22 protein-coding genes and 1 pseudogene are annotated in these 24,988 nt (G+C 67.5%); 16 read left to right on the forward strand and 7 right to left on the reverse strand.

Annotated elements, in window-relative coordinates; translation table 11 throughout:
* Positions 1–260: 260 nt before the first annotated feature.
* A pseudogene (locus tag AC1Q7H_RS28940) lies at positions 261–1,454 on the forward strand (ComEC/Rec2 family competence protein).
* Positions 1,455–1,564: 110 nt separating this feature from the next.
* On the opposite strand, the gene AC1Q7H_RS28945 reads toward AC1Q7H_RS28940, so the two are convergent.
* Both AC1Q7H_RS28945 and AC1Q7H_RS28950 read right to left on the reverse strand, forming a co-directional pair.
* On the reverse strand, positions 1,565–2,503 hold the full coding sequence (locus AC1Q7H_RS28945; protein WP_013956134.1) for a MurR/RpiR family transcriptional regulator: 939 nt from the start codon (positions 2,501–2,503) through the stop codon (positions 1,565–1,567).
* Positions 2,504–2,546: 43 nt separating this feature from the next.
* Positions 2,547–2,759, reverse strand: a complete 213-nt coding sequence (locus AC1Q7H_RS28950) for a hypothetical protein (RefSeq protein ID WP_211980883.1) — start codon at positions 2,757–2,759, stop codon at positions 2,547–2,549.
* On the opposite strand from AC1Q7H_RS28950, the gene edd reads away from it, so the two are divergent.
* The 12 genes from edd to ftsB all read left to right on the forward strand — a co-directional run bounded on the left by edd (position 2,758) and on the right by ftsB (position 15,737).
* Complete coding sequence (gene edd, locus AC1Q7H_RS28955; RefSeq protein ID WP_153954429.1) at positions 2,758–4,653, forward strand: phosphogluconate dehydratase; 1,896 nt, start codon at positions 2,758–2,760, stop codon at positions 4,651–4,653. The genes AC1Q7H_RS28950 and edd overlap by 2 nt on opposite strands.
* 149 nt (positions 4,654–4,802) lie before the next feature.
* Complete coding sequence (locus tag AC1Q7H_RS28960) at positions 4,803–5,309, forward strand: gluconokinase (protein ID WP_194946826.1); 507 nt, start codon at positions 4,803–4,805, stop codon at positions 5,307–5,309.
* A gap of 325 nt (positions 5,310–5,634) precedes the next feature.
* The gene (locus tag AC1Q7H_RS28965; RefSeq protein WP_153954427.1) at positions 5,635–7,110 is read left to right on the forward strand and encodes a circularly permuted type 2 ATP-grasp protein; all 1,476 of its coding nucleotides are present in this window, start codon (positions 5,635–5,637) and stop codon (positions 7,108–7,110) included.
* 67 nt (positions 7,111–7,177) lie between these two features.
* Positions 7,178–8,131, forward strand: coding sequence for an alpha-E domain-containing protein (locus tag AC1Q7H_RS28970; RefSeq protein ID WP_013956138.1), 954 nt, complete (start codon positions 7,178–7,180; stop codon positions 8,129–8,131).
* Positions 8,132–8,175: 44 nt separating this feature from the next.
* Positions 8,176–9,015 carry a transglutaminase family protein gene (locus AC1Q7H_RS28975; protein ID WP_193351049.1) on the forward strand — a complete coding sequence of 280 codons (840 nt, stop codon included), beginning with the start codon at positions 8,176–8,178 and terminating at the stop codon, positions 9,013–9,015.
* A gap of 115 nt (positions 9,016–9,130) precedes the next feature.
* Positions 9,131–9,952: a proteasome-type protease gene (locus AC1Q7H_RS28980; RefSeq protein WP_114134596.1), complete on the forward strand. Its 822-nt coding sequence runs from the start codon at positions 9,131–9,133 to the stop codon at positions 9,950–9,952.
* Positions 9,953–9,974: 22 nt separating this feature from the next.
* Entirely contained in the window at positions 9,975–10,781 is an 807-nt protein-coding gene (locus tag AC1Q7H_RS28985; protein WP_211980885.1) for an alpha/beta fold hydrolase, read from the forward strand.
* Between the two features lie 141 nt (positions 10,782–10,922).
* Entirely contained in the window at positions 10,923–12,575 is a 1,653-nt protein-coding gene (gene pyrG, locus AC1Q7H_RS28990) for a CTP synthase (protein ID WP_010808999.1), read from the forward strand.
* A 28-nt stretch (positions 12,576–12,603) separates the two neighbouring features.
* Positions 12,604–13,473 (forward strand): 3-deoxy-8-phosphooctulonate synthase, encoded by an 870-nt coding sequence (gene kdsA / locus AC1Q7H_RS28995; protein ID WP_010808998.1) that lies wholly within the window; start codon positions 12,604–12,606, stop codon positions 13,471–13,473.
* Between the two features lie 82 nt (positions 13,474–13,555).
* Positions 13,556–13,849, forward strand: coding sequence for a DUF1330 domain-containing protein (locus AC1Q7H_RS29000; RefSeq protein WP_013956142.1), 294 nt, complete (start codon positions 13,556–13,558; stop codon positions 13,847–13,849).
* A gap of 88 nt (positions 13,850–13,937) precedes the next feature.
* Positions 13,938–15,227: a phosphopyruvate hydratase gene (eno, locus tag AC1Q7H_RS29005; RefSeq protein WP_013956143.1), complete on the forward strand. Its 1,290-nt coding sequence runs from the start codon at positions 13,938–13,940 to the stop codon at positions 15,225–15,227.
* A 168-nt stretch (positions 15,228–15,395) separates the two neighbouring features.
* The gene (ftsB, locus tag AC1Q7H_RS29010; protein ID WP_013956144.1) at positions 15,396–15,737 is read left to right on the forward strand and encodes a cell division protein FtsB; all 342 of its coding nucleotides are present in this window, start codon (positions 15,396–15,398) and stop codon (positions 15,735–15,737) included.
* Positions 15,738–15,761: 24 nt separating this feature from the next.
* Here ftsB and AC1Q7H_RS29015 read toward each other — a convergent pair whose 3' ends face one another.
* The 3 genes from AC1Q7H_RS29015 to AC1Q7H_RS29025 all read right to left on the reverse strand — a co-directional run bounded on the left by AC1Q7H_RS29015 (position 15,762) and on the right by AC1Q7H_RS29025 (position 17,854).
* A complete protein-coding gene (locus AC1Q7H_RS29015) occupies positions 15,762–16,184 on the reverse strand; it encodes a hypothetical protein (protein WP_211980886.1) in 423 nt (140 codons plus the stop codon).
* 104 nt (positions 16,185–16,288) lie between these two features.
* On the reverse strand, positions 16,289–17,290 hold the full coding sequence (hslO, locus tag AC1Q7H_RS29020) for an Hsp33 family molecular chaperone HslO (RefSeq protein WP_013956146.1): 1,002 nt from the start codon (positions 17,288–17,290) through the stop codon (positions 16,289–16,291).
* Positions 17,291–17,329: 39 nt separating this feature from the next.
* Positions 17,330–17,854 (reverse strand): gamma carbonic anhydrase family protein, encoded by a 525-nt coding sequence (locus tag AC1Q7H_RS29025; protein WP_010808992.1) that lies wholly within the window; start codon positions 17,852–17,854, stop codon positions 17,330–17,332.
* 137 nt (positions 17,855–17,991) lie between these two features.
* On the opposite strand from AC1Q7H_RS29025, the gene AC1Q7H_RS29030 reads away from it, so the two are divergent.
* A complete protein-coding gene (locus AC1Q7H_RS29030; protein WP_013956147.1) occupies positions 17,992–18,873 on the forward strand; it encodes a ferritin-like domain-containing protein in 882 nt (293 codons plus the stop codon).
* 17 nt (positions 18,874–18,890) lie between these two features.
* Here AC1Q7H_RS29030 and AC1Q7H_RS29035 read toward each other — a convergent pair whose 3' ends face one another.
* Entirely contained in the window at positions 18,891–20,096 is a 1,206-nt protein-coding gene (locus AC1Q7H_RS29035; RefSeq protein WP_013956148.1) for an MFS transporter, read from the reverse strand.
* A gap of 39 nt (positions 20,097–20,135) precedes the next feature.
* On the reverse strand, positions 20,136–21,332 hold the full coding sequence (locus tag AC1Q7H_RS29040) for a serine hydrolase domain-containing protein (protein ID WP_041227835.1): 1,197 nt from the start codon (positions 21,330–21,332) through the stop codon (positions 20,136–20,138).
* 115 nt (positions 21,333–21,447) lie between these two features.
* Here AC1Q7H_RS29040 and AC1Q7H_RS29045 point away from each other — a divergent pair, with 115 nt between their 5' ends.
* On the forward strand, positions 21,448–22,350 hold the full coding sequence (locus AC1Q7H_RS29045) for a LysR family transcriptional regulator (protein WP_013956150.1): 903 nt from the start codon (positions 21,448–21,450) through the stop codon (positions 22,348–22,350).
* 408 nt (positions 22,351–22,758) lie between these two features.
* Positions 22,759–24,846 (forward strand): hypothetical protein, encoded by a 2,088-nt coding sequence (locus AC1Q7H_RS29050; RefSeq protein ID WP_492382044.1) that lies wholly within the window; start codon positions 22,759–22,761, stop codon positions 24,844–24,846.
* Positions 24,847–24,988: the final 142 nt, after the last annotated feature.

Genomic DNA, 24,988 nt, shown 5'->3' on the forward strand with positions numbered 1-24,988 from the left:
ACGTAGAGCATCACGTAGCGCCGTAGGAATCCTCGTCCTTTCCGCCGTAAGGCGGCAGCCGAAGGCTGAGGACGGGGGGATGTCAATACGCCTATTGGCTGCTGGCGCAAGGCTATGGCGCCACCGGCTATGTGCGCAGTGCGCAGGGCCCGCTCCAGGATGTGTCAGGAGAGCGGCTGGCGTGGCAAATAGAAGCCTGGCGCGCCGCCGTGCGCGATCACCTGCGCGCGGCACTGCCGGCCGATGCGCGCTTCGGTCCGGTGCTGATCGCACTGGTCATTGGCGACCAGCGTGGCATCGACGCGGACGACTGGCAACTGTTCCAGCGCACCGGCGTCAGCCACCTGGTTGCGATCTCCGGGCTGCATATCACCATGATCGCCGGCATGGCGGCGTCGCTTGCCGGGCTGCTGTGGCGGCATTCGTTCTGACTCGGCCGCTGGCTGCGCCGGCCGTTGCCGCTGTGGCTGCCGGCCCGGCAGGCCGCGCTGGTGGCGGCCGTGGCCAGTGCGCTGGCTTACGGATTGCTGGCCGGCATGCAGATCCCGGCGCTGCGCACCGTGGCCATGCTCTGCGTGGCGGCCATTGCGGTGTGGGGTGCGCGTGCGCCGCCCGCCTCGGTGGCGCTGGCCTGGGCGGCGCTGGTGGCATTGCTGCTGGATCCGTGGGCGGTGATGTTGCCCGGCTTCTGGCTGTCCTTCGGCGCGGTGGTGGTGATCTTCTTCGCGGCCCGGCCCGGGCGGGATGCTTCGACGCAAGGGCGTTGGCAACGCATGCGTTCCACGCTCGCCGCCGGGGCGCGCACGCAGTGGGCCGTGACCATCGGGCTGGTGCCGCTGACGTTGGTGCTGTTCGGCCAGGTATCGGTGGTGTCGCCGTTGGTCAATGCGGTGGCGATTCCGCTCGTCAGCCTGGTGGTGACGCCGCTGGCATTGCTCGGCGCGGCCTTGCCGATGGCACTGGCCGGGCCGGTGCTGGCGGTGGCCCACCTGGCCATGGTGGCGCTGGCCGCGGTGCTGGGCTGGCTTTCCGCGCTGCCATGGGCGATGTGGGAAGCGGCCAGCGCGGGGCCGTTGGCGCTGGTGCTGGCCGCGCTCGGGGTCGGGCTGCTGGTCGCGCCGGTCGCCACCGCGCGCGTGCGCCTGCACGGCGGGCTAGCGGTTGGCATAACCCAGCTGGAACACCGCCGCCGACGGGCGCACCGCCTCCAGCCAGGCTGCGCCGGACGAGGTGCCGCTGCCATGGTGGGCCACCACCAGCACGTCGGCACGCAGCGCCTCGGCCGGCAACCTGTCGATCAACGCACGCTTGCGCTTTACCGTGCTGCATCCGCTCGCGGAGCAGGCGCAGCAGGCCGCCATTGCCAGCAATGCGCGCAGCTGCGTTCGCCACCCGACTGGCGAAGTGTGGGAGCGCTGCGGCCGCGCGGGTGTCCTGCGCTACCGGACCGATGAAACCGGCGCGGTGACCATGGACACCGCGCCCGGGGGCTTTGCGTTGTCAATGTTCCGGCAGGCGCAGCCGCGCTACTGGCGGGCGCGACCGCCGGCGCCGCGTTAGCGAGTCAGCTGGCCTTGCGGCGGCGCGTGCGGGTGGCGGGCGTGGCTGGCTCGGCCGCAGCGGGCCTGGCGCGGCTTCGTGCCGGCGGTACTGGCCGGGCCGGCTCCGCACCGGCGATGCGCCGTTCGCGCAGATGCGCCTTGGCGCGCTGCAGGCGGGGGGCGACGGTGTCCGCGCGCGCCAGCGCCACGCCGGCGGCCAGGACGTCGCCCAGCACCAGGTGGCTGATGCGCGACGTCATCGGCGTGTAGACCTCGCTGTCTTCCTCGACGTCGGAAAACACACACACGTCGGCCAGCCGAGCCAGCGGCGAGCCGCTGTGCGTGATCGCCAGCACGCTGGCGCCGCTGCTGCGCGCCAGCGTGGCGGCGGTCAGCATGTCCCAGGTGCGGCCGCTGTTGGAGACCAGCACGGCCACGTCGCCACGGGCGAGCAGCGCGGCCGACATGCTGAACACATGCGGGTCGGAATACGCAACGGTCGGCATGCCCAGGCGGAAGAACTTGTGCTGGATATCCAGCGCGACGATGCCGGAGTTGCCGCAGCCGTAGAACTCGATGCGCCGCGCGCCGGCGAGCAGCTGGATGCCATGCTCGATCTGGTCGGCGGAGAGCGCATTGCGCACGCTCATCAGCGTGGCAATGGTGCGGTCGAAGACCTTGCCGGCGATGTCCGCGGGGCGGTCGTCGGCCGCTACGTCCTGGTGCACGAAGGGCGTGCCGCCACCGACGTTCTGCGCGAACTGCAGCTTGAATTCGCGGAAGCCGTCGTAGCCCAGCGCCGCGCAGAAGCGCGCGATGGTGGGCTGCGACACGCCGGCGCGCTCAGCCAGTTCGGGCATCGACAGCCGGATCACGGCGGCGCCATGCCGGGCGACATAGTCGGCCAGGCGGCGTTCAGAAGGGCGGAGCGTGTCGTAGACGGCTAGGATTCGGTCGCGCATGGCGGCGGGGTGGCAGTGTCGGGGGTTCGGATATGTAGAGATTCTACATCGGATGGCGCCGCATCTTGCCCGAAATGGTGCGTCGTCCGCCCTCGGGGTTTGCCCTGATTCCGGGAATTTCTGCGCAATTGTGATGCATGAGCAGGTCGACGGCGCGCTTGTGCTCGGTATAATGGCAGCGATCTGTAGAAAATCTACATGCGATGGCGCGGCATTGCCGCGCTGCCACCCAGCCCACAAGGAACGTCTCCGCCATGCCTTCTGCCGTCCATGCCGAGCTTCTTGCCGTCACCGAGCGCATCGTTGCGCGCAGCCGCGCCAGCCGTGCAGCCTACCTTGCCCGCTGCGAGCGCGCGCAGGCTGAACTGGGGCCGCTGCGCGGCATGTCCTGCGCCAACCTGGCGCACGGCTTTGCCGCACTGCCGGCCAACGACAAGCTGAAGCTGCGCGTCGACCATGCGCCCAACCTGGGCATCGTCACCGCGTACAACGACATGCTGTCGGCGCACCAGCCGTACGAGCGCTACCCCGCCGTGATCCGCGAGGCCGCGCGCGCGGTCGGTGCGGTGGCGCAGGTGGCTGGCGGCGTGCCGGCGATGTGCGACGGCATCACGCAGGGCAACCCGGGCATGGAGCTGTCGCTGTTCTCGCGCGATGCGATTGCCATGGGCACCGCGGTGGCGCTGTCGCACAACACCTTTGATGCGGCCCTGATGCTGGGCGTGTGCGACAAGATCGTGCCGGGACTGCTGATGGGCGCGCTGCAGTTCGGCCACCTGCCGATGGTGTTCGTGCCGGCGGGCCCGATGGCCAGCGGGCTGCCCAACAAGGAGAAGGCGCGCGTGCGCCAGCTATACGCCACCGGCCAGGTCGGGCGCGATGCGCTGCTCGAGGCCGAATGCCAGGCCTACCACGGCGCCGGCACCTGCACCTTCTACGGCACCGCCAACAGCAACCAGTTCCTGATGGAAATCATGGGCCTGCACCTGCCGGGCGCGGCCTTCGTGCACCCGGACAGCGGCCTGCGCGATGCGCTGACCGCGGCGGCCGCGCAACGCGCGATCGCCCTGCGCGCGCGCGGCGACGAATACCTGCCGCTGGCGCGCATCGTTGACGAACGCGCCATTGCCAACGCCATGGTCGGCCTGCTGGCGACCGGCGGCTCCACCAACCACACCATCCACCTGGTGGCGATGGCGCGCGCCGCGGGCATCGTCATCGACTGGAATGATTTCGACCTGCTGTCACGCATCACGCCGCTGCTGGCGCGCGTCTACCCGAATGGCTCGGCCGATGTGAACCACTTCCATGCCGCGGGCGGCGCCGGCTTCGTCATCCGCGAACTGCTGCAGGCCGGTCTGCTGCACGAGGACGTGCAGACCGTGGCCGGCCCCGGGCTGGCCCGCTATGCGCAGGAGCCGGTGATGACCGACGGCGTGCTGCGCTGGCGCGACGGCGCGGCGCACAGCGGCGACGCGCAGGTGCTGGCGACGGTCGCGGAGCCTTTCTCGGCCGAGGGCGGGTTGCGGCTGATGCAGGGCAACCTGGGCCGCGGCGTGATCAAGGTCTCGGCGGTGGCGCCGGAGCACCGCGTGGTCGAAGCCCCGGTGCGGGTGTTCGATGCGCAGGAGGCGCTGCAGGCGGCCTTCGATGCGGGCGAGCTGACCGGCGACCTGGTCGCGGTGGTGCGTTTCCAGGGGCCGAACGCCAACGGCATGCCCGAGCTGCACCGCCTGACTCCGGTGCTGGGCGCGCTGCAGGACGCCGGCCACAAGGTGGCGCTGGTGACCGACGGCCGCATGTCCGGCGCGTCGGGGAAGGTGCCGGCGGTGATCCACGTCGGCCCCGAGGCGCTGGCCGGCGGCGCGCTGGCGCGCGTGCGCGATGGCGACCGCATCCGTGTCGATGCCGTTGCCGGCACGCTGCAGTGGCTGGGCGACGAAGGCGAATTCGCGGCGCGCGAACTGGCCGCGGCGCCGGACGACGATTTCGCGCAATTCAGCCTGGGGCGCGGCCTGTTCGGCCTGTTCCGGCGCCACGCGCGCATCGCGGAAGAGGGCGGCAGCGCACTTGACCTGTCTGAGGCGGATGCCGAGGCCGGCGCAGGCCGGCGCCAACGTACCGCAGCGGCGCAATCCGTCGCACAATAGCCAGGCCTGAGGCCGATTTTCCCCTGAAGTTTCCTGCGGGGCGGCAGCGCCCCCGGGCGTCCTTGCGCCGCCGCAAGGACGCCCAGCTGGACCGACAAGGACAGACAAGGATGGCGACACCATCCGATACCAAGACCGACGGAGCAGACATGATCTATATCCTGATGGGCGTTTCCGGCAGCGGCAAGACCACGGTCGGCCAGTTGCTGGCGCAGCGCCTGGGCTGCGGCTTCCATGACGCCGATGCATTCCACAGCGACGCCAACAAGGCCAAGATGCACGCGGGCATCCCGCTGACCGACGAAGACCGCTGGCCGTGGCTGGCGGCCATGCGTGCCGCCATCGACGCGGCCCGGGCCGAAGGCCGCACCCATGTGTTCACCTGCTCGGCATTGCGCCAGGCCTACCGCGACCGGCTGACTCCGCCCGACGGCGGCGTGACCTTCGTCTTCATGAAGGGCGACGCATCGCTGATCGGCACGCGCCTGTCCGCGCGCACGGAACACTTCTTCAACCCCGACCTGCTGCAAAGCCAGTTCGATACGCTGGAAGAGCCCAGCGACGCGCTGGTGCTCGACATCCGCCAGTCCCCCGAGGCGCTGGTCGCCACCATCCTGCAGGCCACGGTGTCGCAGGGCGCCGGCGCGGCGCGCTGACCGCGCCGGCCGTTCCGGTCGGCTCGTTCCCGCGCAGCCCGCAAGCGGCCGCCAGCCTGGCTGGCGGCCGTTTTTGCGTGCGCTGGCAGACATCTTGCTAGTTCACTTTCCGTGCCGGCCGGCACCCGCCAGCTTGCGGGATTCGCCGGTACGGGTATGCTGAAAGGGCCAGTGACTCGACAGTATCGCCGTGGGCGCCCCGAACGGGCAGGCGCGGCGGGCTGGGGACAGGAAAGCCAGGGCAAAACCAGGGCAGCCGGTAGCGACCACGAAGTCGCAATGAAGCGGTAGCACCGGAAGCCCGCGACATGGAGGAACGGCCATCATGGCGGGGCGGTATTTCGACGAGATGCTGGACTGGCGCACGGACGGGGCGCAATTAGTCATCCAGGCGGGGCAGGCATTGCCTGAAGGCGCGGTGCGCCCGCATTACCGGCATTTCGCTGACTGGCTGGCGCGGCAGTCTGAAAGCACGATGGGCAACAAGCGCGCCGAGGCCGACCTGATCTTCCGGCGCGTGGGCATTACCTTTGCCGTCTACGGCGACAAGGATGAGGCCAACAGCGGCACTGAACGCACCATTCCGTTCGACGTGATCCCGCGCATCTTCCCGGCCAGCGAATGGGCGCTGCTGGAAAAGGGCCTGCGCCAGCGCGTGGCCGCGCTCAACCGCTTTGTCCACGATATCTACCACGGCCAGGACATCATCCGCGCCGGCGTGATCCCACCCGACCAGATCTACAACAACGCCCAGTACCGGCCCGAGATGCTCGGCGTCAACGTGCCGCACGACATCTATGCGCACGTGGCCGGCATCGATGTGGTGCGCGCCGGCGAGGGCGAGTTCTACGTGCTGGAAGACAACCTGCGCGTGCCCTCGGGCGTGTCGTACATGCTGGAAAACCGCAAGATGATGATGCGGTTGTTCCCGGATCTGTTCGCGCGCAACCGCGTGGCGCCGGTGGCCCACTATCCTGACCTGTTGCTCGACATGCTGCGCGGGGTGTCGCCGCAGGCCATTGCCGATCCTACCGTGGTGGTGCTGACACCGGGCATGTACAACTCGGCGTACTTCGAGCATGCCTTCCTGGCGCAGCAGATGGGCGTGGAGCTGGTCGAAGGCAGCGATCTCTTCGTCGAGGACGACCACCTGTTCATGCGCACCACGCAGGGCCCGCAGCGCATCGACGTGATCTACCGCCGCGTCGACGACGACTTCCTCGACCCGCTGGTGTTCCGCCACGATTCCTCGCTGGGCGCGGCCGGCCTGCTGTCGGTCTACCGCGCCGGCAACGTGACCATCTGCAATGCCATTGGCACGGGCGTGGCCGACGACAAGTCGATCTATCCGTACGTGCCCGACATGATCCGCTTCTACCTGGGCGAAGAGGCGATCCTCAGCAACGTGCCGACCTATATGTGCCGACGCCCGGACGACCTGCAGTACGTGCTGGACCATATGGAAGAACTGGTGGTCAAGGAGACCCACGGCGCCGGCGGCTACGGCATGCTGGTCGGCCCGGCCGCGACGCGGGCCGAGATCGATGCCTTCCGCGAAGTGGTGAGGGCGCGCCCGGAGCAGTACATCGCGCAGCCGACGCTGGCGCTGTCGACCTGCCCGACCTATGTGGAGTCGGGCATCGCGCCGCGCCATATCGACCTGCGCCCGTTCGTGCTGTCGGGCAAGGAGGTGCGCATGGTGCCCGGCGGCCTGACCCGCGTGGCGCTGCGCGAAGGCTCGCTGGTGGTGAATTCCTCGCAAGGGGGCGGCACCAAGGACACCTGGGTGCTGGAACGATGAACGCGAACCACGTGATGACCGCCGCAATGACCGCCATGGCGACCGCCGCCATGCCAGGAGAGCCCGCATGCTGAGCCGCACCGCCGACCACCTGTTCTGGATGGCCCGCTACACCGAGCGCGCGGAGAACACCGCGCGCATGCTCGACGTCAACTACCAGACCTCGCTCCTGCCGCAATCGGCCGAGGTGGCCGAGCAGGGCTGGTGGGCCATGCTCGATATCTCCGAGCTGACCGACGTCTTCGACCACAAGTACGGGCTGCTGTCGCGCGACGATGTGATCGACTTCATGGTGCGCGACATGACCAACGCCTCGTCCATCATGAGCTGCCTGCGCGCGGCGCGCGAGAACGCGCGCGCGGTGCGCGGGTCGCTGACCACCGAGGTCTGGGAGACCGTCAACACCACCTGGCTGGAGGTGCAGCGCCTGATCGCCGACGGCGTGCTGAAGGAAGACCCGTCGCGCTTCTTCGAATGGGTCAAGTTCCGCTCGCACCTGGCGCGCGGGGTGCAGTTCGGCACCATGCTCAAGGACGATGCCTTCCACTTCATGCGGCTGGGCACGTTCCTGGAGCGCGCCGACAACACCGCGCGGATCCTCGACGTCAAGTTCCAGGCATCGGGCAGCGACGAGAGCGATGCCAACCGCGACCAGAACGATTTCTATCACTGGGCCGCGGTGCTGCGCTCGGTATCGGGCTTCGAGGTCTACCGCAAGGTCTATCGCGCGGTCATTACGCCGCAGCGCGTGGCCGAGCTGCTGATCCTGCGGCCCGACATGCCGCGCTCGCTGGTGTCGAGCATGGACGAGGTGGTGGCCATCCTGCACACGGTGCGCAACCAGCAATCGGCGGAAACCGAGCGCCAGGCTGGTAAACTCCACGCCGACCTGAAGTACGCGCGCATCGACGACATTTTCGCTGTCGGCCTGCACGCGTACCTGACCAGCTTCCTGGAGCGCATCGGCGATCTCGGCAATGGCATCAGCCGGGACTTCCTCGTGCCGCTGCTGGCTGCCTGAGATGGGCCGCCGGCAGCCTCCATGTGCCGCCGCGCCCTGATACCGTGAAATACAAGATCCACCACCATACTGTTTACCGCTACGCCGAGCCGGTGCGCCGCAGCGTGCACGAAGTGCGGCTCGAGCCGCGTTCGGGCCCGCTGCAGACCGTGCACCGATGGCAACTGGTCGCGCCTGGCAATCCGTCAGCGGCGCATGACGGCTTCGGCAACATCGTGCACAACTTCACGGTGGCCGGACCGACCAGCACCATTTCGATCGAAGCCAGCGGGGAGGTGGAAGTGCTGCAGCCGCATGGCGACCTCGACCGGGACGGCCACCATGCGTTCTGCGACGCACCGCCCCCCGGCGAAGCGCGGGTGTCGCCGCTGTACTTCCTCGGCAGCACGCCACTGACCTCGGCTCCGCCGGAGATGCAGGCGTTTGCCGCACCGTTCCTGGCGGCCGGGCACGAGATTCCGGCGCTGCTGGCGCTGGCCCAGGGGATTGCGGAGCGGGTGCGCTACAAGCCCAACACCACTGACGTCGGCACCTCGGCGGCCGAGGCCTTCAGCCTGGGCAGCGGCGTGTGCCAGGACCAGGCGCAGGTGATGGTGGCGGCGTGCCGGGCGCTGGGTATCCCGGCACGCTATGTGAGCGGATACTTTTACGATCCGGCCGCGATCGAGATGGCCAGCCATGCCTGGGCCGACGTATGCCTGGACCCGGCGCGCGAGGTGTGGTGCAGCGTCGATATCACCCACGGCTGCCTGACCGACGAGCGTCATATACGCCTCGCGGTGGGGCGCGATTACGCGTCGGCTGCGCCGGTAAGGGGCATCCTGGAAGGGGGTTCCGGCGAGACGCTTGAAGTCGATGTGAGCATAACGCCGCTTTTTCCCTGATTAGGTGCCTGATTCCAGACAGGGCGCGGTGCCGCGGCACCGGCGCTAGAATCCGGGGTATGCAGGCCATCGGCTGGCCACTTCCGGCCGCCGCGAAGCACACCAAAACAAGACCATGACTTACTGTGTAGCCATGCGGCTGGATGCCGGCCTGGTATTCCTGTCCGATTCCCGCACCAATGCGGGGGTAGATGCCATCTCCACGTCGCGCAAGATGACGGTGTTCGAAGAACCCGGCGACCGCGTGATGGTGCTGATGACCGCCGGCAACCTGGCGATCAGCCAGTCGGTGCGCCAGATCCTGGCCGAGAACCATGACGAGAAGCGCTCGCTGTGGACCGCGCGCGACATGTTCGAGGCCGCTTCCATCGTCGGCGAGGCGGTGCGCCAGGTGCACAAGCGCGATGCGCATGCGCTGCGCGATGCCGGCATCGAATTCAATGTCAGCCTGATCTTCGGCGGCCAGGTGCGCGGCGAGCGGGTGCGCCTGTTCAACATCTACGCGGCGGGCAATTTTGTCGAGGCCACGCCCGAGAACTGCTATTTCCAGATCGGCGAGGCCAAGTACGGCAAGCCCATCGTTGACCGCGTGGTGCACCCGTCGCTGCCGCTGGCCGAGGGGGCCAAATGCGCGCTGATCTCGATGGATTCGACGCTCAAGTCGAACATCTCGGTCGGCCTGCCGCTGGACCTGCTGGTCTATGAGGCCGATACGCTGTGCGTGACGCGCTTCGTCAACATCGACGAGCGCAACGCCTACTTCCGCATGATCCGCGATACTTGGGGGCAGCGCCTGCGCCAGGTCTTCGGCGAGATCCACAACCCGGAGTGGGATCCGGCCGCGCCCGCCGAATTCTCGCTGGCGCGTCCCGGCGAGGCCGACCGCTGGGGCCAGCCGGTGCGCGCCAAGCGCAATCCGTCGCGTACCCAGGACTGAGGGCCGGGCGAGGAAGCAAGCGATGCGCGAGATCATTCATTTTTCCCATGCCAACGGCTTTCCGGTGACCACCTACCGCAAGCTGTTCGGCGAACTGGACGGCGACTTCGAATTCCGCGCCGTGGACCGCTACGGGCACAAGCCCGAATTCCCGGTGACGCGCGGCTGGCCGCACCTGGTGGAGGAGCTGCTCGGCGAGATCGACCGCCAGTACCGCGAGCCGGTGTGGCTGGTGGGCCATTCGCTGGGCGGCTTCCTGTCGCTGATGGCGGCGCTGCGGCGCCCGGCGCGCGTGCGCGGCGTGGTGATGCTGGATTCGCCGATCATTGCCGGCTGGCGTGCTTCGCTGCTGAAGACCGCCCAGATGTTCGGCATGGACGAAAAGCCCGGCCCGGCGGCGGTGACCAAAAACCGGCGCACCCACTGGCCGGATGCCGAGGCGGTCTGGGAACACTTCCGCGCCAAGCCCAACTTCGCGGTATGGGACCAGGAAGTGCTGCGCGACTACGCCATCCACGGCACCGAGCCGACCGGCAAGGACAACGAGCGGCGGCTGCGCTTTGACCGCGAGGTCGAATACTGGATCTACCGCACGCTGCCGACCAGCCTGGGGCGCAAGGTGGCGCGCGGCGCGCCGGTGCCGGTCGGCTTTGTCGCCGGCACCCGTTCCCGCGAGGTGCGCCAGTGCGGGCTGGGTGCCACCCGCAAGCTGGTCGGTCCGAACCTGCGCTTTATCGAAGGCGGCCATCTGTACCCGATGGAGCGGCCGCAGGAGACAGCGCAGCTGGTGCGCGACCTGATCGGCGCGATGCGCCGCGAGGGGCGCTGAGGCGGGTGTTGCGGCGCATGCGCCGCAACACACCGGAAAACCCTGTTGCAGCCCCGCCGAGGAGGGGTGCTGTCACAATTTCCGGGTCGGCGGGAATCGGGCTCTCATGTATAATCCCGATTTCCCCGGCAAGCTCGGTTTATGACCAAATTCGTCTTCGTCACCGGTGGCGTCGTCTCTTCTCTCGGCAAGGGCATCGCTGCTGCCTCGCTCGCGGCCATTCTTGAGTCGCGCGGCCTCAAAGTCACCCTCCTCAAGCTAGATCCCTACATCAACGTCGATCCCGGCACGATGAGCCCTTTCCAGCATGGCGAGGTGTTTGTCACGGAAGACGGTGCTGAAACCGACCTCGATCTCGGCCACTACGAGCGTTTCGTCTCGGCCAAGATGCGCAAGTCGAACAACTTCACCACGGGCCAGATCTACGAATCGGTGATCCGCAAGGAGCGCCGCGGCGAATACCTGGGCAAGACCGTGCAGGTGATCCCGCATATCACCAACGAGATCCAGGCCTTCGTCGAAAGGGGCGCCGCGGCGTCGCACGACGGCAAGGCCGACGTGGCGCTGGTGGAAATCGGCGGCACCGTGGGTGACATCGAATCGCTGCCGTTCCTGGAAGCCGCGCGCCAGATGAGCCTGCGCATGGGCCGCAACCACTGCGCCTTCGTGCACCTGACGCTGGTGCCGTTCATTGCCAGCGCCGGCGAGCTCAAGACCAAGCCGACCCAGCACTCGGTGCAGAAGCTGCGTGAAATCGGCATCTCGCCGACCGCGCTGCTGTGCCGCGCCGACCGCCCGATCCCGGACGACGAGCGCGCCAAGATTTCGCTGTTCGCCAATATCCCGCAAGACGCCGTGATTTCGGTGTGGGATGCGGACAGCATCTACAAGATCCCGCAGATGCTCAACGAGCAGGGCCTGGACCGCCTGATCTGCGAGGAGCTGCGCCTGGACCCGAAGCCCGCCGACCTGTCGATGTGGCAGAAGCTGGTCAACGCCCAGGAAAATCCCGAGCACGAGATCACCATCGGCATGGTCGGCAAGTACGTCGACCTGACCGAGTCGTACAAGTCGCTGATCGAAGCCCTGCGCCACGCCGGCATGCACACCGCCACGCGCGTCAACATCGAGTACATCGATTCCGAGGAACTGGAATCGGGCCACCTCGAAGTGCTGGCCCCGCTGGATGCCATCCTGGTGCCGGGCGGCTTCGGCAAGCGCGGCACGGAAGGCAAGATCCGCGCGATCCAGTACGCCCGCGAGAACAAGATCCCGTACTTGGGCATCTGCCTGGGCATGCAGCTGGCCGTGATCGAGTTTGCCCGCCACCTGGCCGGCATGACCGATGCCAACTCGACCGAGTTCAACCTGGAAACCGAGCACCCGGTGGTCGCGCTGATCACCGAGTGGGTGGACCGCGAAGGCAAGGTCGAGCAGCGCTCGGCCGATTCCGACCTGGGCGGCACCATGCGCCTGGGCGCCCAGCGCGTGCCGGTCAAGGAAGGCACCAAGGCAGCGACGATCTACGGCGCCGAGGTCAATGAACGCCACCGTCACCGCTACGAGGTCAACAATCACTACGTGCCGACGCTGGAAAAGGCCGGCATGGTGATCTCGGCGCGCACGCCGACCGAGAACCTGCCGGAAATGATGGAGCTGCCCGAGTCGATGCACCCCTGGTTCGTCGGCGTGCAGTTCCACCCGGAATTCACCTCGACGCCGCGCGACGGCCACCCGCTGTTCAAGGCCTACGTCGAAGCCGCGCTGGCCAGCCAGCAGCGCAAGGGCGCGTAAGCCCCGGCGGCAAGCAGGAGAGACAGTCATGAAACTCTGTGGATTCGAGGCCGGCCTCGACAAGCCGTTCTTCCTGATCGCAGGTCCGTGCGTGATCGAGTCGGAGCAGATGGCGCTGGATACGGCCGGCGAGCTCAAGGCCATCACCGCTGAACTGGGCATCCCGTTCATCTACAAGTCGTCGTTCGACAAGGCCAACCGGTCTTCGGGCAAGTCGTTCCGCGGCCTGGGGATGGAAAAGGGCCTGGAGATCCTGGCGACGGTCAAGCGCGAGATCGGCGTGCCGGTGCTGACCGACATCCACGAGATCGACGAGATCAAGCCCGTCGCCGCCGTGGTGGACGTGCTGCAAACGCCGGCCTTCCTGTGCCGCCAGACTGATTTCATTCGTGCCTGCGCTCAGAGCGGCAAGCCGGTGAACATCAAGAAGGGCCAGTTCCTGGCGCCGCATGACATGAAGAACGTGATCGACAAGGCGCGCGACGCCGCGCGCGAAGCCGGTCTGCCCGATGACGTCTTCATGGCCTGCGAGCGTGGTGTCTCGTTCGGCTACAACAACCTGGTGTCCGACATGCGCTCGCTGGCGATCATGCGCGAGACCGGTGCTCCGGTGGTGTTCGACGCCACCCACTCGGTGCAGCTGCCGGGCGGCCAGGGCACCAGCTCGGGCGGCCAGCGCGAGTTCGTGCCGGTGCTGTCGCGCGCCGCCGTCGCCACCGGCGTCGCGGGCCTCTTCATGGAAACGCACCCGGACCCGAGCAAGGCCATGTCCGATGGCCCCAACGCGGTGCCGCTGTCGCGCATGAAGGAACTGCTGGCCGTGCTCAAGGACCTGGACACGTTGGTCAAGCGTGCCGGCTTTCTGGAAGACAACTTCGGCTGGCCGGCCTGCGCCTGAGCAGGCCCGGTTTTGTCACCACCGCAATGCCGGTGGTGACAAACCATATCGAAAGACAATACAAAAAATCGGGAGATTTTCCATGGCCGCGGGCTATATCATCGCCTACGTCGACGTGACCGACCCCCAGCAGTACGAAGAGTACAAAGTGCTTTCGAGCAAGGCCATGCAGATCCATGGCGCCGAAGTGCTGGTGCGCGGCGGCAAGACCGAGCCGCTGGAGGGCGAGTGGGCGCCGACCCGCGTCGTGGTGCTGAAATTCCCCAGCTATGAAGCCGCCAAGTCGTTCCACGACGGCGAAGCCTATCGCGCCGCCCGCAAGGCGCGCGAGCACGCGGCAAAGATGAACATGATCGTGGTGGAAGGCGCTGCCTGAGGGTTGTCGGGCAGTTTGACATGCGCCTGACACGGGCACAGCTTGAAGTAATCAGCAGCAGCAAGAATCAACAGTCAGAGAGGAATTCATGAGTGCAATCGTAGATATCATCGGTCGCGAGGTTCTCGACTCGCGCGGCAACCCCACCGTCGAATGCGACGTGCTGCTGGAATCCGGCGTGATGGGCCGCGCAGCGGTGCCGTCGGGTGCGTCGACCGGCTCGCGCGAAGCCATCGAACTGCGTGACGGCGACAAGTCGCGCTACCTGGGCAAGGGCGTGCTGAAGGCCGTCGAGCACATCAACACCGAAATCTCCGAAGCCATCATGGGCCTGGATGCCTCCGAGCAGGCCTTCCTGGACCGCACCCTGATCGACCTCGACGGCACCGAGAACAAGGGCCGCCTGGGCGCCAACGCCATGCTGGCCGTGTCGATGGCCGTGGCCAAGGCCGCCGCTGAAGAAGCCGGCCTGCCGCTGTACCGCTACTTCGGCGGTTCGGGCGCGATGCAACTGCCGGTGCCGATGATGAACATCGTCAACGGCGGCGCGCACGCCAACAACAGCCTGGACATCCAGGAATTCATGATCATGCCGGTGTCGCAGACCAGCTTCCGCGAAGCCCTGCGCTGCGGCGCGGAGATCTTCCACGCGCTGAAGAAGATCCTGGCCGACAAGGGCATGTCCACCGCGGTCGGCGACGAGGGCGGCTTCGCCCCCAACTTCTCGTCCAACGAGGAATGCCTGAACACCGTGGTGCAGGCCATCGAGAAGGCCGGCTACCGCGCCGGTGAAGACGTGCTGCTGGCACTGGACTGCGCCGCCAGCGAGTTCTACCACGAAGGCGAGGGCGTGTACCAGCTGGAGGGCGAAGGCCTGAAGCTGACCTCGACGCAGTTCGCCGACTACCTGGCCAACCTGTGCGACAAGTTCCCGATCGTGTCGATCGAGGACGGCATGGCCGAAGGCGACTGGGACGGCTGGAAGACGCTGACCGAGAAGCTGGGCACGCGCGTGCAGCTGGTGGGCGACGACCTGTTCGTCACCAACACCAAAATCCTGAAGGAAGGCATCGAGAAGGGCATCGGCAACTCGATCCTGATCAAGATCAACCAGATCGGCACCCTGACCGAAACCTTCGCCGCCATCGAGATGGCCAAGCGCGCCGGCTACACCGCCGTGATCTCGCACCGCTCGGGCGAGACCGAAGACAGCACCATCGCCGACATCGCCGTGGGCACCAACGCCGGCCAGATCAAGACCGGCTCGCTGTCGCGCTCGGACCGCATGGCCAAGTACAACCAGCTGCTGCGCATCGAGGAAGACCTGGGCGATATCGCCAGCTACCCGGGCAAGGGCGCGTTCTACAATCTGCGCTGACACCTTGCCCCGTCGTTCCCGCTCGCGCGGGAGCGGCAGCAAGCGGATGGAATGGCGGCGGCCGGGATTCCCTGGCCGCCGCCGTTTTTGTATCGAAATCTGCCTGGCAATTGCCTTATAGGCTGAGTTCGCAGATCATTGTGCGGAATTTCCTGTCCGCCATCTTTCATGCGCCTGATCTCGCTGCTGTTGTTCGTGCTGCTGCTTGCCATCCAGTACCCACTCTGGCTGGGCAAGGGCGGATGGCTGCGCGTGTGGGACCTGAACCGGCAGCTGACCGAGCAGGGCACCCGCACCCAGACGCTCAAGCTGCGCAACGCCAAGCTGGAAGGCGAAGTCGCCGACCTGCAGGACGGCACCGGCGCGATCGAGGAACGTGCCCGCTATGAGCTGGGCATGGTGAAGGAAGGCGAGGTCTTCGTGCAGTTTGTCGCGCCGGCGCCCAAGGTCAGCGCCACGCCGCCGTTGCCGCCGCCGCCGAATTCGGTCGCCGGCAGAGGTGGCCACTAAGAGGCGCCTTGCTTCTCGCTGTCGTCACCACCAGCCGTACGGATAACCGCCCCAGCCCCAGCCGGGCATGCCGACGCTGACGCCGCCGCCCCAGTGGCCGCCACCCCATCCCCCGTAATACAGGTTCCAGCTGGTGTTCGGATAGCCATAAGCCGCGCGCGCGGCCGCGGCCTGCTGGTCGAGCGCGATCGCGGCCGCCTGCTCGCGCAGTATCTGCTGGTTCAGCGTGTCGAGCTTCTCCTTGTCGTCGGCCGTCAGCGGCGCTGGCGGGATGGCGTTGGGCGTGAGCCGCGCCGTGGGCGGCGAGCCGTTGACGTCGCGCGGCAGCTCTGCGCAGCCGGCGGCCAGCAGCAGTGCGCCGGTCGCGGCGCAGGCGGCAATGCCGCGCAGCACGGCCGGCACGATGGCGGGAGATTCAGGCAGGGAGGAGGTGGCTCGGGCGGACATGGCTGTTCTCAGGCTCGCTTGCGGCAGTTGGATGCTGCCATCGTACAGCCGTTGGACAGGGCGGCAGGGCGGTTGTTTCCGCCGTGCCGCCCCGCGCCCGCCGCTCAGTGGTGCTGGTGCGCGCCGGCACCGGCGCCGGTGGCGATATGGGTGGCCGAGAACAGCTGGGCGCAGTCGACCGGATCAAACTCATAGCGCAGGCCGCAGAAGTCGCAGTGGATCTCGACCTGGCCGCGCTCGGCGATGATGCCTTCGATCTCTTCCTGGCCCAGCGACTGCAGCATGCCCGCCACCTTGGGGCGCGAGCAAGAGCAATGGAAATGCGGCGTCAGCGGCTCAAACACGCGCAGGCCGGCGGCCTGCAGGTCTTCCCAGAACAGGCGGCGCAGCAGGGTGTCGGGGGTCTCGGCCAGCAGTTCGTCGGCCTTGAGCGTGGCGCCCAGCTGCACGGCGCGGTCCCAGGTGTCCAGGTCCTGCGCGCGGGCATGGCTGGCCAGCGGCGCGCCGGTCTCGCCGACTTCCGCGGTGCCGCCGTAGGCCGGCAGCTTTTGCAGCAGCATGCCGGCGGCGACGTGGTCGTCCGCCGCCAGCCAGAGGCGCGTGTCGAGCTGCTCGGACGCCTGCATGTAGTGCTCCAGCACGGCGCTGATCGAGGCCAGCGGGCCGTGCGCGTCGGCCAGCGGCACTATGCCCTGGTACGCCTGCTGGCCCGGCAGCTTGTCCTTCGGGTCAAGCGTGATGGCAAAGCGGCCGTGGCCGTGGGCGTTGACCATCTGCGCCAGCGTGGCGTCGTCGGCGATGTGCGCGTCCTCGGCCAGCTTGGCGGTGGCGCGCATCGACAGGTCGGACAGGCATTCCACCACCAGCATGCGCACCGGGCCGTCGCCGTGCAGCTGCATCACCAGCGCCCCGTTGAACTTCAGGTTGGCCGACAGCAGCGCCGCGGCGGCCATCATTTCGCCCAGCAGCCGGCGCACCGGTGCGGGGTAGCTGTGGCGGCCCAGCACTTCTTGCCAGGTGGCTTCCATGCGCACCAGCTCGCCGCGCACGGGAGCCGCGTCGAACAGGAATTTCTGCAGGGTGTCGGGGGTGGTGGTATCGGTCACAATAATCTGTCGATGATTCGGTAAGTGCCGCCGCGGTCGTCAGCCGATCCGCTTGAGCTGTTGCTTGTACATGGCCTGCCGGGTGGCGTAGGTCTCGGCGTTGCGGTACAGGTTGGCGACGTCGGCGTCGGTCAGCTGGCGCACCACCTTGGCCGGCGCGCCCAGGATCAGCGAGCGGTCCGGGAAGACCTTGCCTTCGGTCACCACGGCACCGGCGCCGACCAGGCATTCCTTGCCGATCACGGCGCGGTTCAGCACCACGGCCTGGATCCCAATCAGCGAGCCTTCGCCCACAGTGCAGCCATGCAGCATGGCCTGATGGCCGATCGAGACCTTGTCGCCCAGGGTCAGCGGGCAGCCCGGGTCGGTATGCAGCACCGAGCCTTCCTGGATGTTGGTGTCCTCGCCCACCACGATCGGTTCGTTGTCGCCCCGGATCACGACACCGGGCCAGGCGCTGGCGCGGGACTTGAGGGTCACGTTGCCGATGACGGTGGCTTCGGGGGCCACGTAGGCATCGCTGTCGATATTGGGCTTGACATCGCCGAGCTGGTAAAGCGCCATGAGGTCTCCTGCACGAAAGGCTTTTGTTGAAGTGGGGGTTGCCGCCGGACTTTAAAGGGCCAGGGTGGGGTGCGGGCGCGCGGCGCCAAGGCGACTGCGCGGCTTGCCCGGCAGTCGGGCACCGGCCAGGCCCTACAATGGCGGCAGACCCGGATTTTACGCTCATGCCAGAAAAAACACCCGCCGCCGCCTTGCCTGAACCGTCACTTTCGCCGCGCCACCAGGCGCTGGCGGTGCTGTGCATGACGGATCCCCGGCAGAAGTCCGTGGCGGCGCGGGCACTTTACCGCCATGTGACGACGTTGCCGGACGAGGCGCTTGCCGCCGGCGAGGCGATCCAGGCCGGTGCCGGCCAGGCCATTCCCGGCCGCCCCGCGCGGCCGCCGCTGGTGGCGCCGCAGGGCGTCGAGCGGCGCCGCTCGCTGCATACCCCGGCCGGGCGCGCGGCGATGATCCATGCGCTGTGCCATATCGAGTTCAATGCCATCAACCTGGCGCTGGACGCGGCCTGGCGCTTCGCCGGCATGCCGCCCGGCTACTACCGCGACTGGCTGCGCGTGGCCGATGAAGAGGCGTACCACTTCACGCTGCTGGCCGACCACCTTGGCACGCTGGGCGCGGCCTACGGCGACTTCCCTGCCCACAACAGCCTGTGGGAGATGACCGACAAGACCGCCGACGACGTGCTCGCGCGCATGGCGCTGGTGCCGCGCACGCTGGAGGCGCGCGGGCTCGATGCCTCGCCGCCGGTGCGCGCCAGGCTGGCCGGCGCCGGCGACCACGCCGCCGCGGCCATCATCGACATCATCCTGCGCGACGAGGTCGGCCACGTCGCCATCGGCAACCACTGGTACCGCTGGCTGTGCGCGCAGCGCGGCCTGGACCCCGTTGCCACCTACGCGCAGCTGGCCGGGCAGTACCGCGCGCCGAAGCTGCGCGGGCCGTTCAATCTCGAGGCGCGGCGCGCGGCGGGCTTCGATGAAGAGGAACTGGCCTGGCTGGAGGCATCGGCCGGTTAGGCCTGCCGTCCTGTACCTCAGCCGCGCGGCGGAAAGCCATGCCTGCGCGCCGACCAGACCGCCAGCCAGGTGGCGGCGAGCAGGGCAGCCAGCACGGGCGGGAATGCGCCGATCCCGAAGCCATCGAGCAGCAGCCCGCCAATGACGCCGCCGCCGGCGATGGCAATATTCCAGGCCGTGACCAGCATCGACTGGGCCACGTCCGCGGACTTTCCGGCGGTCTTTGCCAGCGCCGTCTGGAACAGCGTGGAAACGCCGCCGAAGCCCAGGCCCCAGATCGCGGCCGCGGCATAGACCACGGCCGGGTGCCCGCCCCCGGCCCCAAGCGCCAGCACCGCAAGCTCGAACAGCAGGGTGCTGGCCAGCGTCAGCGCCCGCAGCCACTGGTCGATCAGTACGCCGGTGATCCAGATGCCGGCGAGCGAGGCCACGCCGAACACGAACAGGACCAGATCAAGCCGTGCCCCGGCGTTGCCGGCTCGCAGGAACGGCGCGATATAGGTGTAGAGGATGTTGTGCGCCAGCACGAAGGCGAGCGTCACGAACAGCACGGGACGCACGCCCGGCACTGTGAACACGCGCGCGATCGGCAGCCGCTGGCCGGCGGGCTGGCCGGCAAAATCCGGCACGCTGGCCAGCACCCAGGCAACCAGGCCCAGCGTCAGCATGCTGATGATGCCGAAGCACGCGCGCCAGCCCATGAGCGCACCGAGGAAGGTCCCGGATGGCACGCCCAGCGACAAGGCCAGGGGGATGCCAACCATCGCGACAGCAATGGCCCGGCCCTTGAGGTGATCGGGAACCATGCGCGCGGCATAGCCAGCCAGCAGCGCCCACAGCAGTCCGGCCGAGACCCCCGCAAGAAAGCGCGCCGCCATCGTCAGGACATAGTTGCCGGACCAGGCCGTCGCGGCGTTGGCGACGGCAAAGCCCGCGATGGCAAGCAGCAGCAGCGGCCGTCGCCGCAGCCCTTGCGTGGCTGCCGTCAGCGGCATGGCGGCTACCAGAGAACCGAAGGCGTAGATGGTGACGAGCTGGCCGGCAAGCGGCTCGGAGATGGCAAGGCCCGCGCCGATCTGCGGCAGCAGCCCTGCCGGCAAGGCCTCGGTCAGGACGGTGATGAAGCCTGCGACGGCAAGCGCAAGCAGTGCCGGAAGCGGTAGCCGCGCAGGCTGGGTGCCCTGCTGTGCATCGTTCGCAAGCGTGTTGGTGGCTGTGGTCATGTTGGCGCCTTGATCAGGGGTGATGCGTTGCGTGGAGGGTTACGCGGCAGCGGGGGCGACACCGTAGACCGCGTCGCGCAGATCGGTGACAAAGCGGCCGGACATGCCCTCGTACAGCGTGTTGGTGAACGCCACCACGCTCAGCCCCTGGCTGCGGTCGACGAACCAGGCGTGGCCGTAGGCGCCGCCCCAGCGCCAGGTGCCGGTGGATTCCGGGGAGCCCGCCCGGCGCGGATCGCGCAGCACCGAGAAGCCCAGCCCGAAGCCGGTTCCCGGCGCATCGGGCAGGTCCAGGCCGCCGGTCTGGTCGCGCGCCATGTCTTCGACCAGGGCGGATGGCAGCAACACGCCGCCGCCCTGGCGCAAGCTTTCCAGCAGGCGCAGGAAGTCTTGCGCCGTGCCCGCCATGCCGGCGCCGCCGGACGGGAAGGCCCGCGCGTTGAAGAGGCGGGCGGGGCTGTAGGGAATGCCAACCGTGCCTTCGAGCACGGGCACGGTTTCGCCTTCGCGCAGGCGGTGCGGGTGCGGGCTGTCATTCACATACGAGGTCGGCACGCGGTGCGCATCGCGTGCCACGAAGCCGGTGTCGTCCATGCCCAGCGGGCCCGTCACCAGCTGGCGCACTGCCGTGTCGAGCGGCGTGCCATGGACGCGCTCGATCAGCGCGCCCAGCACGTCGGTCGCGAGCGAGTAGCCCCACGCGGTACCCGGTTCGTACAGCAAGGGCACGCTCGCGATGCGCCGCAGGTTTTCCGCCAGGCTGATGGTGGTGTCGTCCATGCCGTCGGAGACACCGGCGCGGGCATAGGGTCCGGCTTCGCCGGACTCGAAGAAGCGATAGCCCAGCCCCGCGGTATGGCTCAGCAGCTGCCGCGCCGTGATACGTGCCGGTCGGCCGTCGGCCAGGCGCGGGCAAAATTCGGGCAGCCAACGGTCGATACCCTGGTCAAGGTCGAGATGGCCTTGTGCCACCAGCACCAGTGCAGCCACGGAGACGATCGGCTTGCTTACCGAAGCCAGCCGGAACACCGCATCCATGCGCATCGACTGTCCGCTTTCCCGATCGGCCAGGCCTGCCGCCTGCTGGTAGACCGGTTCGCCGTCACGGCTGACCAGCACGACGGCGCCGACCAGCCGCCGTTGCTCCAGCGCCTGCCGGACCACGACGTCGATGCGCGCATTCAGGGGGGATACATGGGACACACCTGGACGCGGTGCAATCGTGGGGAGGGACACAGCGGAATCCTTGTTCAATGAGTACCCGCTCACGATAAGGACCCGGCCATTAAAGAAAAAGTGGGCTACAGTTCCTTTTTCTCCGGAACTTTGTGTCCGCAATCGGGGGGGCATCATGGATAGCCTCAGTGGCTTCGCAGTGTTTGTGCAGGTGGCCGAGACCCGCAGTTTTGTCGCGGCGGGACGCTTGCTGGGGGTGTCGGCCTCCGCCGTCGGCAAGAGCGTGGCGCGCCTGGAAGAAAGGCTCGGCGTACGGCTGTTCCACCGCAGCACGCGCAGCGTGACGCTGACCGCCGAAGGCACGCTGTTCCTGGAGCGCAGCCGCCGCGTGCTCGCCGAGATCGAAGCGGCGGAGCTGGAGCTGGCCGAAGCCACCGCGGCGCCGCGCGGGCGCCTGCGCGTGAGCCTGCCGCTGGTCAGCTCACTGGTCTTGCCCGTGCTTGGCGATTTCATGCGCGCGTATCCGGACATCGAGCTGGACCTGGATTTCACCGACCAACTGGTCGATGTCATCGAGGAGGGCTTCGATGCGGTGGTCCGCACCGGCGAGCCCGCCGACTCGCGCCTGTCGGCGCGCAGGCTGGGTGCGTTCCAGGCGATGCTGGTGGCATCGCCCGATTACCTGGCGCAGCGTGGCACGCCGAAGGTGCCTGCCGACCTGGCCGCCCATGCCTGCCTGCATTACCGCTTTCCCCACACCGGCAAGCTCGAGGCCTGGCCGCTGCAACGCGCGCCGGGCGAGCCCGAGCTGGCGCTGCCGACATCGATGATCTGCAACAACATCGAGACGCGCCTGTGTTTTGCGCTGTGCGGCCTGGGCATTGCCTGCCTGCCGGATTTCGCCATCCGCGAGCAACTGGCCGATGGCAGCCTGTGCCAGGTGCTGTCGGGCCATGTGGGGCCGGCCAAGGCCTTTCACGTGCTCTGGCCGGCGAGCAGGCATCCCTCGCCCAAGGTGAGGGCGTTGGTCGACTTTCTGTGCGCGCGGGTCTTTCCTGCAGACGAGGCGCGCTCCTAGCCCTACCTTCGCAAGCTCGGTGTTGTTCCGCGGCGGCATCGAGTCGGAATGCCGCGTAGATACTGGATTTCGCTTGATTCTTTGGCTCGGAGATGCTGCATGAAAAAATGATGCGCATCCTCGAACGGGAAGTCAACGGCCATCGCTACCGCATTGCCGCGCAGGGCCTGGCGCCCAACTGCCCCGCAGAATCCGAAGCGATGCGCATCACCAGAATTGGTTAGTGAGGCAATTTGATACATCCTTCCTTGGGGTGGTATTCGCCAGCCCGCATGGCCCCATACATTGACGTGCGCGGATGAGAAGTCAGCGGTCGTCATAGCCCAAAGAGAGAACTGCAACTTCACGCCGTTCGTGGCACTCCCGCGCAACACAGGAACCCCATAAAAGACCGGGAGGAAGTACCGCATGAAGAGCAATCGCTCCAAACTTGGCCTCGCCATGGCCGGCGCCGCACTGGTAACGCTTGCCGGTTGCGGAGGCGGTGGAGACAGCGCCAGCAGCAACACCACGACCCCGCCGCCTGCGACGACGGCGCCGGCAGCCAAAGCCGTGATGAGCGGGACCGCGGCAACCGGTGCGGCCCTGGCCAATGCCAACGTCACCATCACCAACAGCAGTGGCAACTCGCCTTGCGAGGAATCGTCGATCACGACGACAGCCCTGGGCACCTACACGTGCACCCTCAAGAGCGGAGAGACGGCGCCCTTCTTTGTCGTGGTGACCGACCCGACCGGCAACAGTGCCCCGCTGGTGAGCGTGGCCACCACCACCCCCGCCGCGGGCGCCGCGCTGACGGTCAACGCCACCCCGCTGACCACGGCCATCGTGGCACAGCTTGCTTCAGACGGTAACGCGCTTTCCGTGGTCAGCAGCAAGACCGTGGATACGGCCGCGTTGCAAAAGGTCACCGCTAACGTCTTGACGCAGCTTGCGAGCGTGTTGACGTCGATCGGCGCACCCGCGGACTACAACCCGTTCAGCACCTCTATTTCCGCGGCCACGGCTTCCAGCTCGGGCAACACCGCTGACCAGCTTCTGGATATCGTCAAGGTAACGACCGATCCCGCGAGCGGCAAACCGGCAATCGCCACCGTCGACAATCCGACGCCGGTGCCCCTGGCCACCGCAGACAGCAGCGGCACGGCGCTGCCCGCGCCGGACGCCGGCGTGGCTGATCTGCCCAAGGCCGCGCAACTCGTCGCCAAATCCCTGACTGCCTGCTTTGCGCTGCCAACGTCCCAGCGCGTGCTGGCCACCGACACCACCGTGCCGCAATCCCAGGGCGGCCCGACGGTGACGTCCGCGGCGCCGCAGTGCCAGGATATCGCGGGCGCCAGCGACAACGCGGCAGGCGTCGAGTTCCTGCACAATGGTTACGAGGCCGGCCAGTATCTGTACAACACGCTCACCAGCGATACGATGACCGGTGCGCAGTTCAGCGTTCCTGAGGTGATGGCTTTCTACGGCGCAAGCAGCACCGCGTCGGGCAAGGACGAAGCCGTGCTGAACATCAAGTACCTGGATGCGGGAGGCAATCCCGGCAACCTGATCACCGTCGCGCGCAACATCGCCGGCGGTGCCACGCAATCGCACCCGAGCCCCTGGCGGCTGGTCGGCAACCAGCAGCCGGTCGACGTCAGTGTGCGGCCGTTGGTCCGCAGGGTTGAGCAACTCAACCCTGCCAATACCCAGGCCTTCAGCCACTTCCAGACCGGCCTGCAATTCCAGGTGAACGCGAAGGGGCCGGGCAGTGTCACAGCGAACGGCAACCTGGCCTATGCCCGCATTACCGGCCCGATGCTGCCCAAGGCAGGCCTGGTCTATATTGCTCCGGTCCCTGAGGAAGTCGGCCAGAACTATATGGATGTCACCAACAAGACCGGGACGGTCGGCACTACCACGCGCTGCAGCGACAATGCCGCGAACACTGGCCCGCGGTTCTACAACTGCCCGAACTTCTGGATCGGCCGGACCGCCGGCTTGACTGGCACGGCCGCTACGACCTTCGCCAACAATCAGGGGGGGCTGGTGTGGGCGCAGAATGCCGACAATCTCGATACGACCTTCCCTGCGAAGGGCCAGCGCTACAAGATCGAGCTGTTCTACGGCAGCAACACGACGGCGACTTACACGTACCACAAGACCCTGTTGAGCGACATGATCGTCGCCACCCAGGCTGGCAACTTGCCGTGGAACACGCCGGGCAGCGCAACGTTGGCATTCCTGGATCCGAATGGCAGCCTTGCCGGCGCGCAGACGTCGACCAAGGCCGACTGGATCCAGAATATTGCTGCCGAGCAGATCGGCGGTGTTTCGGTGACTGTGGACACGAACGGCACCTATGGCGCGTCCCAGCAGGCTCCGAAGGGCTCCACGTCTCTCGTAGTGGATGCCCCGGTTCCAGCCATGACGCCGACGTCGGTTCGTGCGGTGCTGTTCGGCTACCGGATGCTGAACAACAGCAACAAGACCGCGGTGTACACCTATAACTGACCTGGTGTTATCAGCGACCCTTGCGCAAGGATCGCTGATTTCCGGACCCCGCCAGCCCCAGAGCCGGCGGGTTTTTTTTTGGAAGCAAGCCTGAAGACAAAGATGAACTGAAGCCGCGCGGTGGAATTGGTGAGGCTGGCGC

The sequence above is a fragment of the Cupriavidus sp. GW823-FHT06D04 genome, from assembly GCF_058795055.1.

Coding starts and splice junctions, on each gene's coding strand:
- edd (WP_153954429.1), top strand. CDS start 2,758: ATGCCTTCTGCCGTCCATGCCGAGCTTCTTGCCGTCACCGAGCGCATC.
- AC1Q7H_RS28965 (WP_153954427.1), top strand. CDS start 5,635: ATGGCGGGGCGGTATTTCGACGAGATGCTGGACTGGCGCACGGACGGG.
- pyrG (WP_010808999.1), top strand. CDS start 10,923: ATGACCAAATTCGTCTTCGTCACCGGTGGCGTCGTCTCTTCTCTCGGC.
- AC1Q7H_RS29045 (WP_013956150.1), top strand. CDS start 21,448: ATGGATAGCCTCAGTGGCTTCGCAGTGTTTGTGCAGGTGGCCGAGACC.
- eno (WP_013956143.1), top strand. CDS start 13,938: ATGAGTGCAATCGTAGATATCATCGGTCGCGAGGTTCTCGACTCGCGC.
- kdsA (WP_010808998.1), top strand. CDS start 12,604: ATGAAACTCTGTGGATTCGAGGCCGGCCTCGACAAGCCGTTCTTCCTG.
- AC1Q7H_RS29015 (WP_211980886.1), bottom strand. CDS start 16,184: ATGTCCGCCCGAGCCACCTCCTCCCTGCCTGAATCTCCCGCCATCGTG.
- ftsB (WP_013956144.1), top strand. CDS start 15,396: ATGCGCCTGATCTCGCTGCTGTTGTTCGTGCTGCTGCTTGCCATCCAG.
- AC1Q7H_RS28970 (WP_013956138.1), top strand. CDS start 7,178: ATGCTGAGCCGCACCGCCGACCACCTGTTCTGGATGGCCCGCTACACC.
- AC1Q7H_RS29050 (WP_492382044.1), top strand. CDS start 22,759: ATGAAGAGCAATCGCTCCAAACTTGGCCTCGCCATGGCCGGCGCCGCA.
- AC1Q7H_RS29035 (WP_013956148.1), bottom strand. CDS start 20,096: ATGACCACAGCCACCAACACGCTTGCGAACGATGCACAGCAGGGCACC.
- AC1Q7H_RS28960 (WP_194946826.1), top strand. CDS start 4,803: ATGATCTATATCCTGATGGGCGTTTCCGGCAGCGGCAAGACCACGGTC.
- AC1Q7H_RS28980 (WP_114134596.1), top strand. CDS start 9,131: ATGACTTACTGTGTAGCCATGCGGCTGGATGCCGGCCTGGTATTCCTG.
- AC1Q7H_RS29030 (WP_013956147.1), top strand. CDS start 17,992: ATGGCGGCAGACCCGGATTTTACGCTCATGCCAGAAAAAACACCCGCC.
- AC1Q7H_RS28985 (WP_211980885.1), top strand. CDS start 9,975: ATGCGCGAGATCATTCATTTTTCCCATGCCAACGGCTTTCCGGTGACC.
- AC1Q7H_RS28950 (WP_211980883.1), bottom strand. CDS start 2,759: ATGGCGGAGACGTTCCTTGTGGGCTGGGTGGCAGCGCGGCAATGCCGC.
- AC1Q7H_RS29000 (WP_013956142.1), top strand. CDS start 13,556: ATGGCCGCGGGCTATATCATCGCCTACGTCGACGTGACCGACCCCCAG.
- AC1Q7H_RS29025 (WP_010808992.1), bottom strand. CDS start 17,854: ATGGCGCTTTACCAGCTCGGCGATGTCAAGCCCAATATCGACAGCGAT.
- AC1Q7H_RS28945 (WP_013956134.1), bottom strand. CDS start 2,503: ATGCGCGACCGAATCCTAGCCGTCTACGACACGCTCCGCCCTTCTGAA.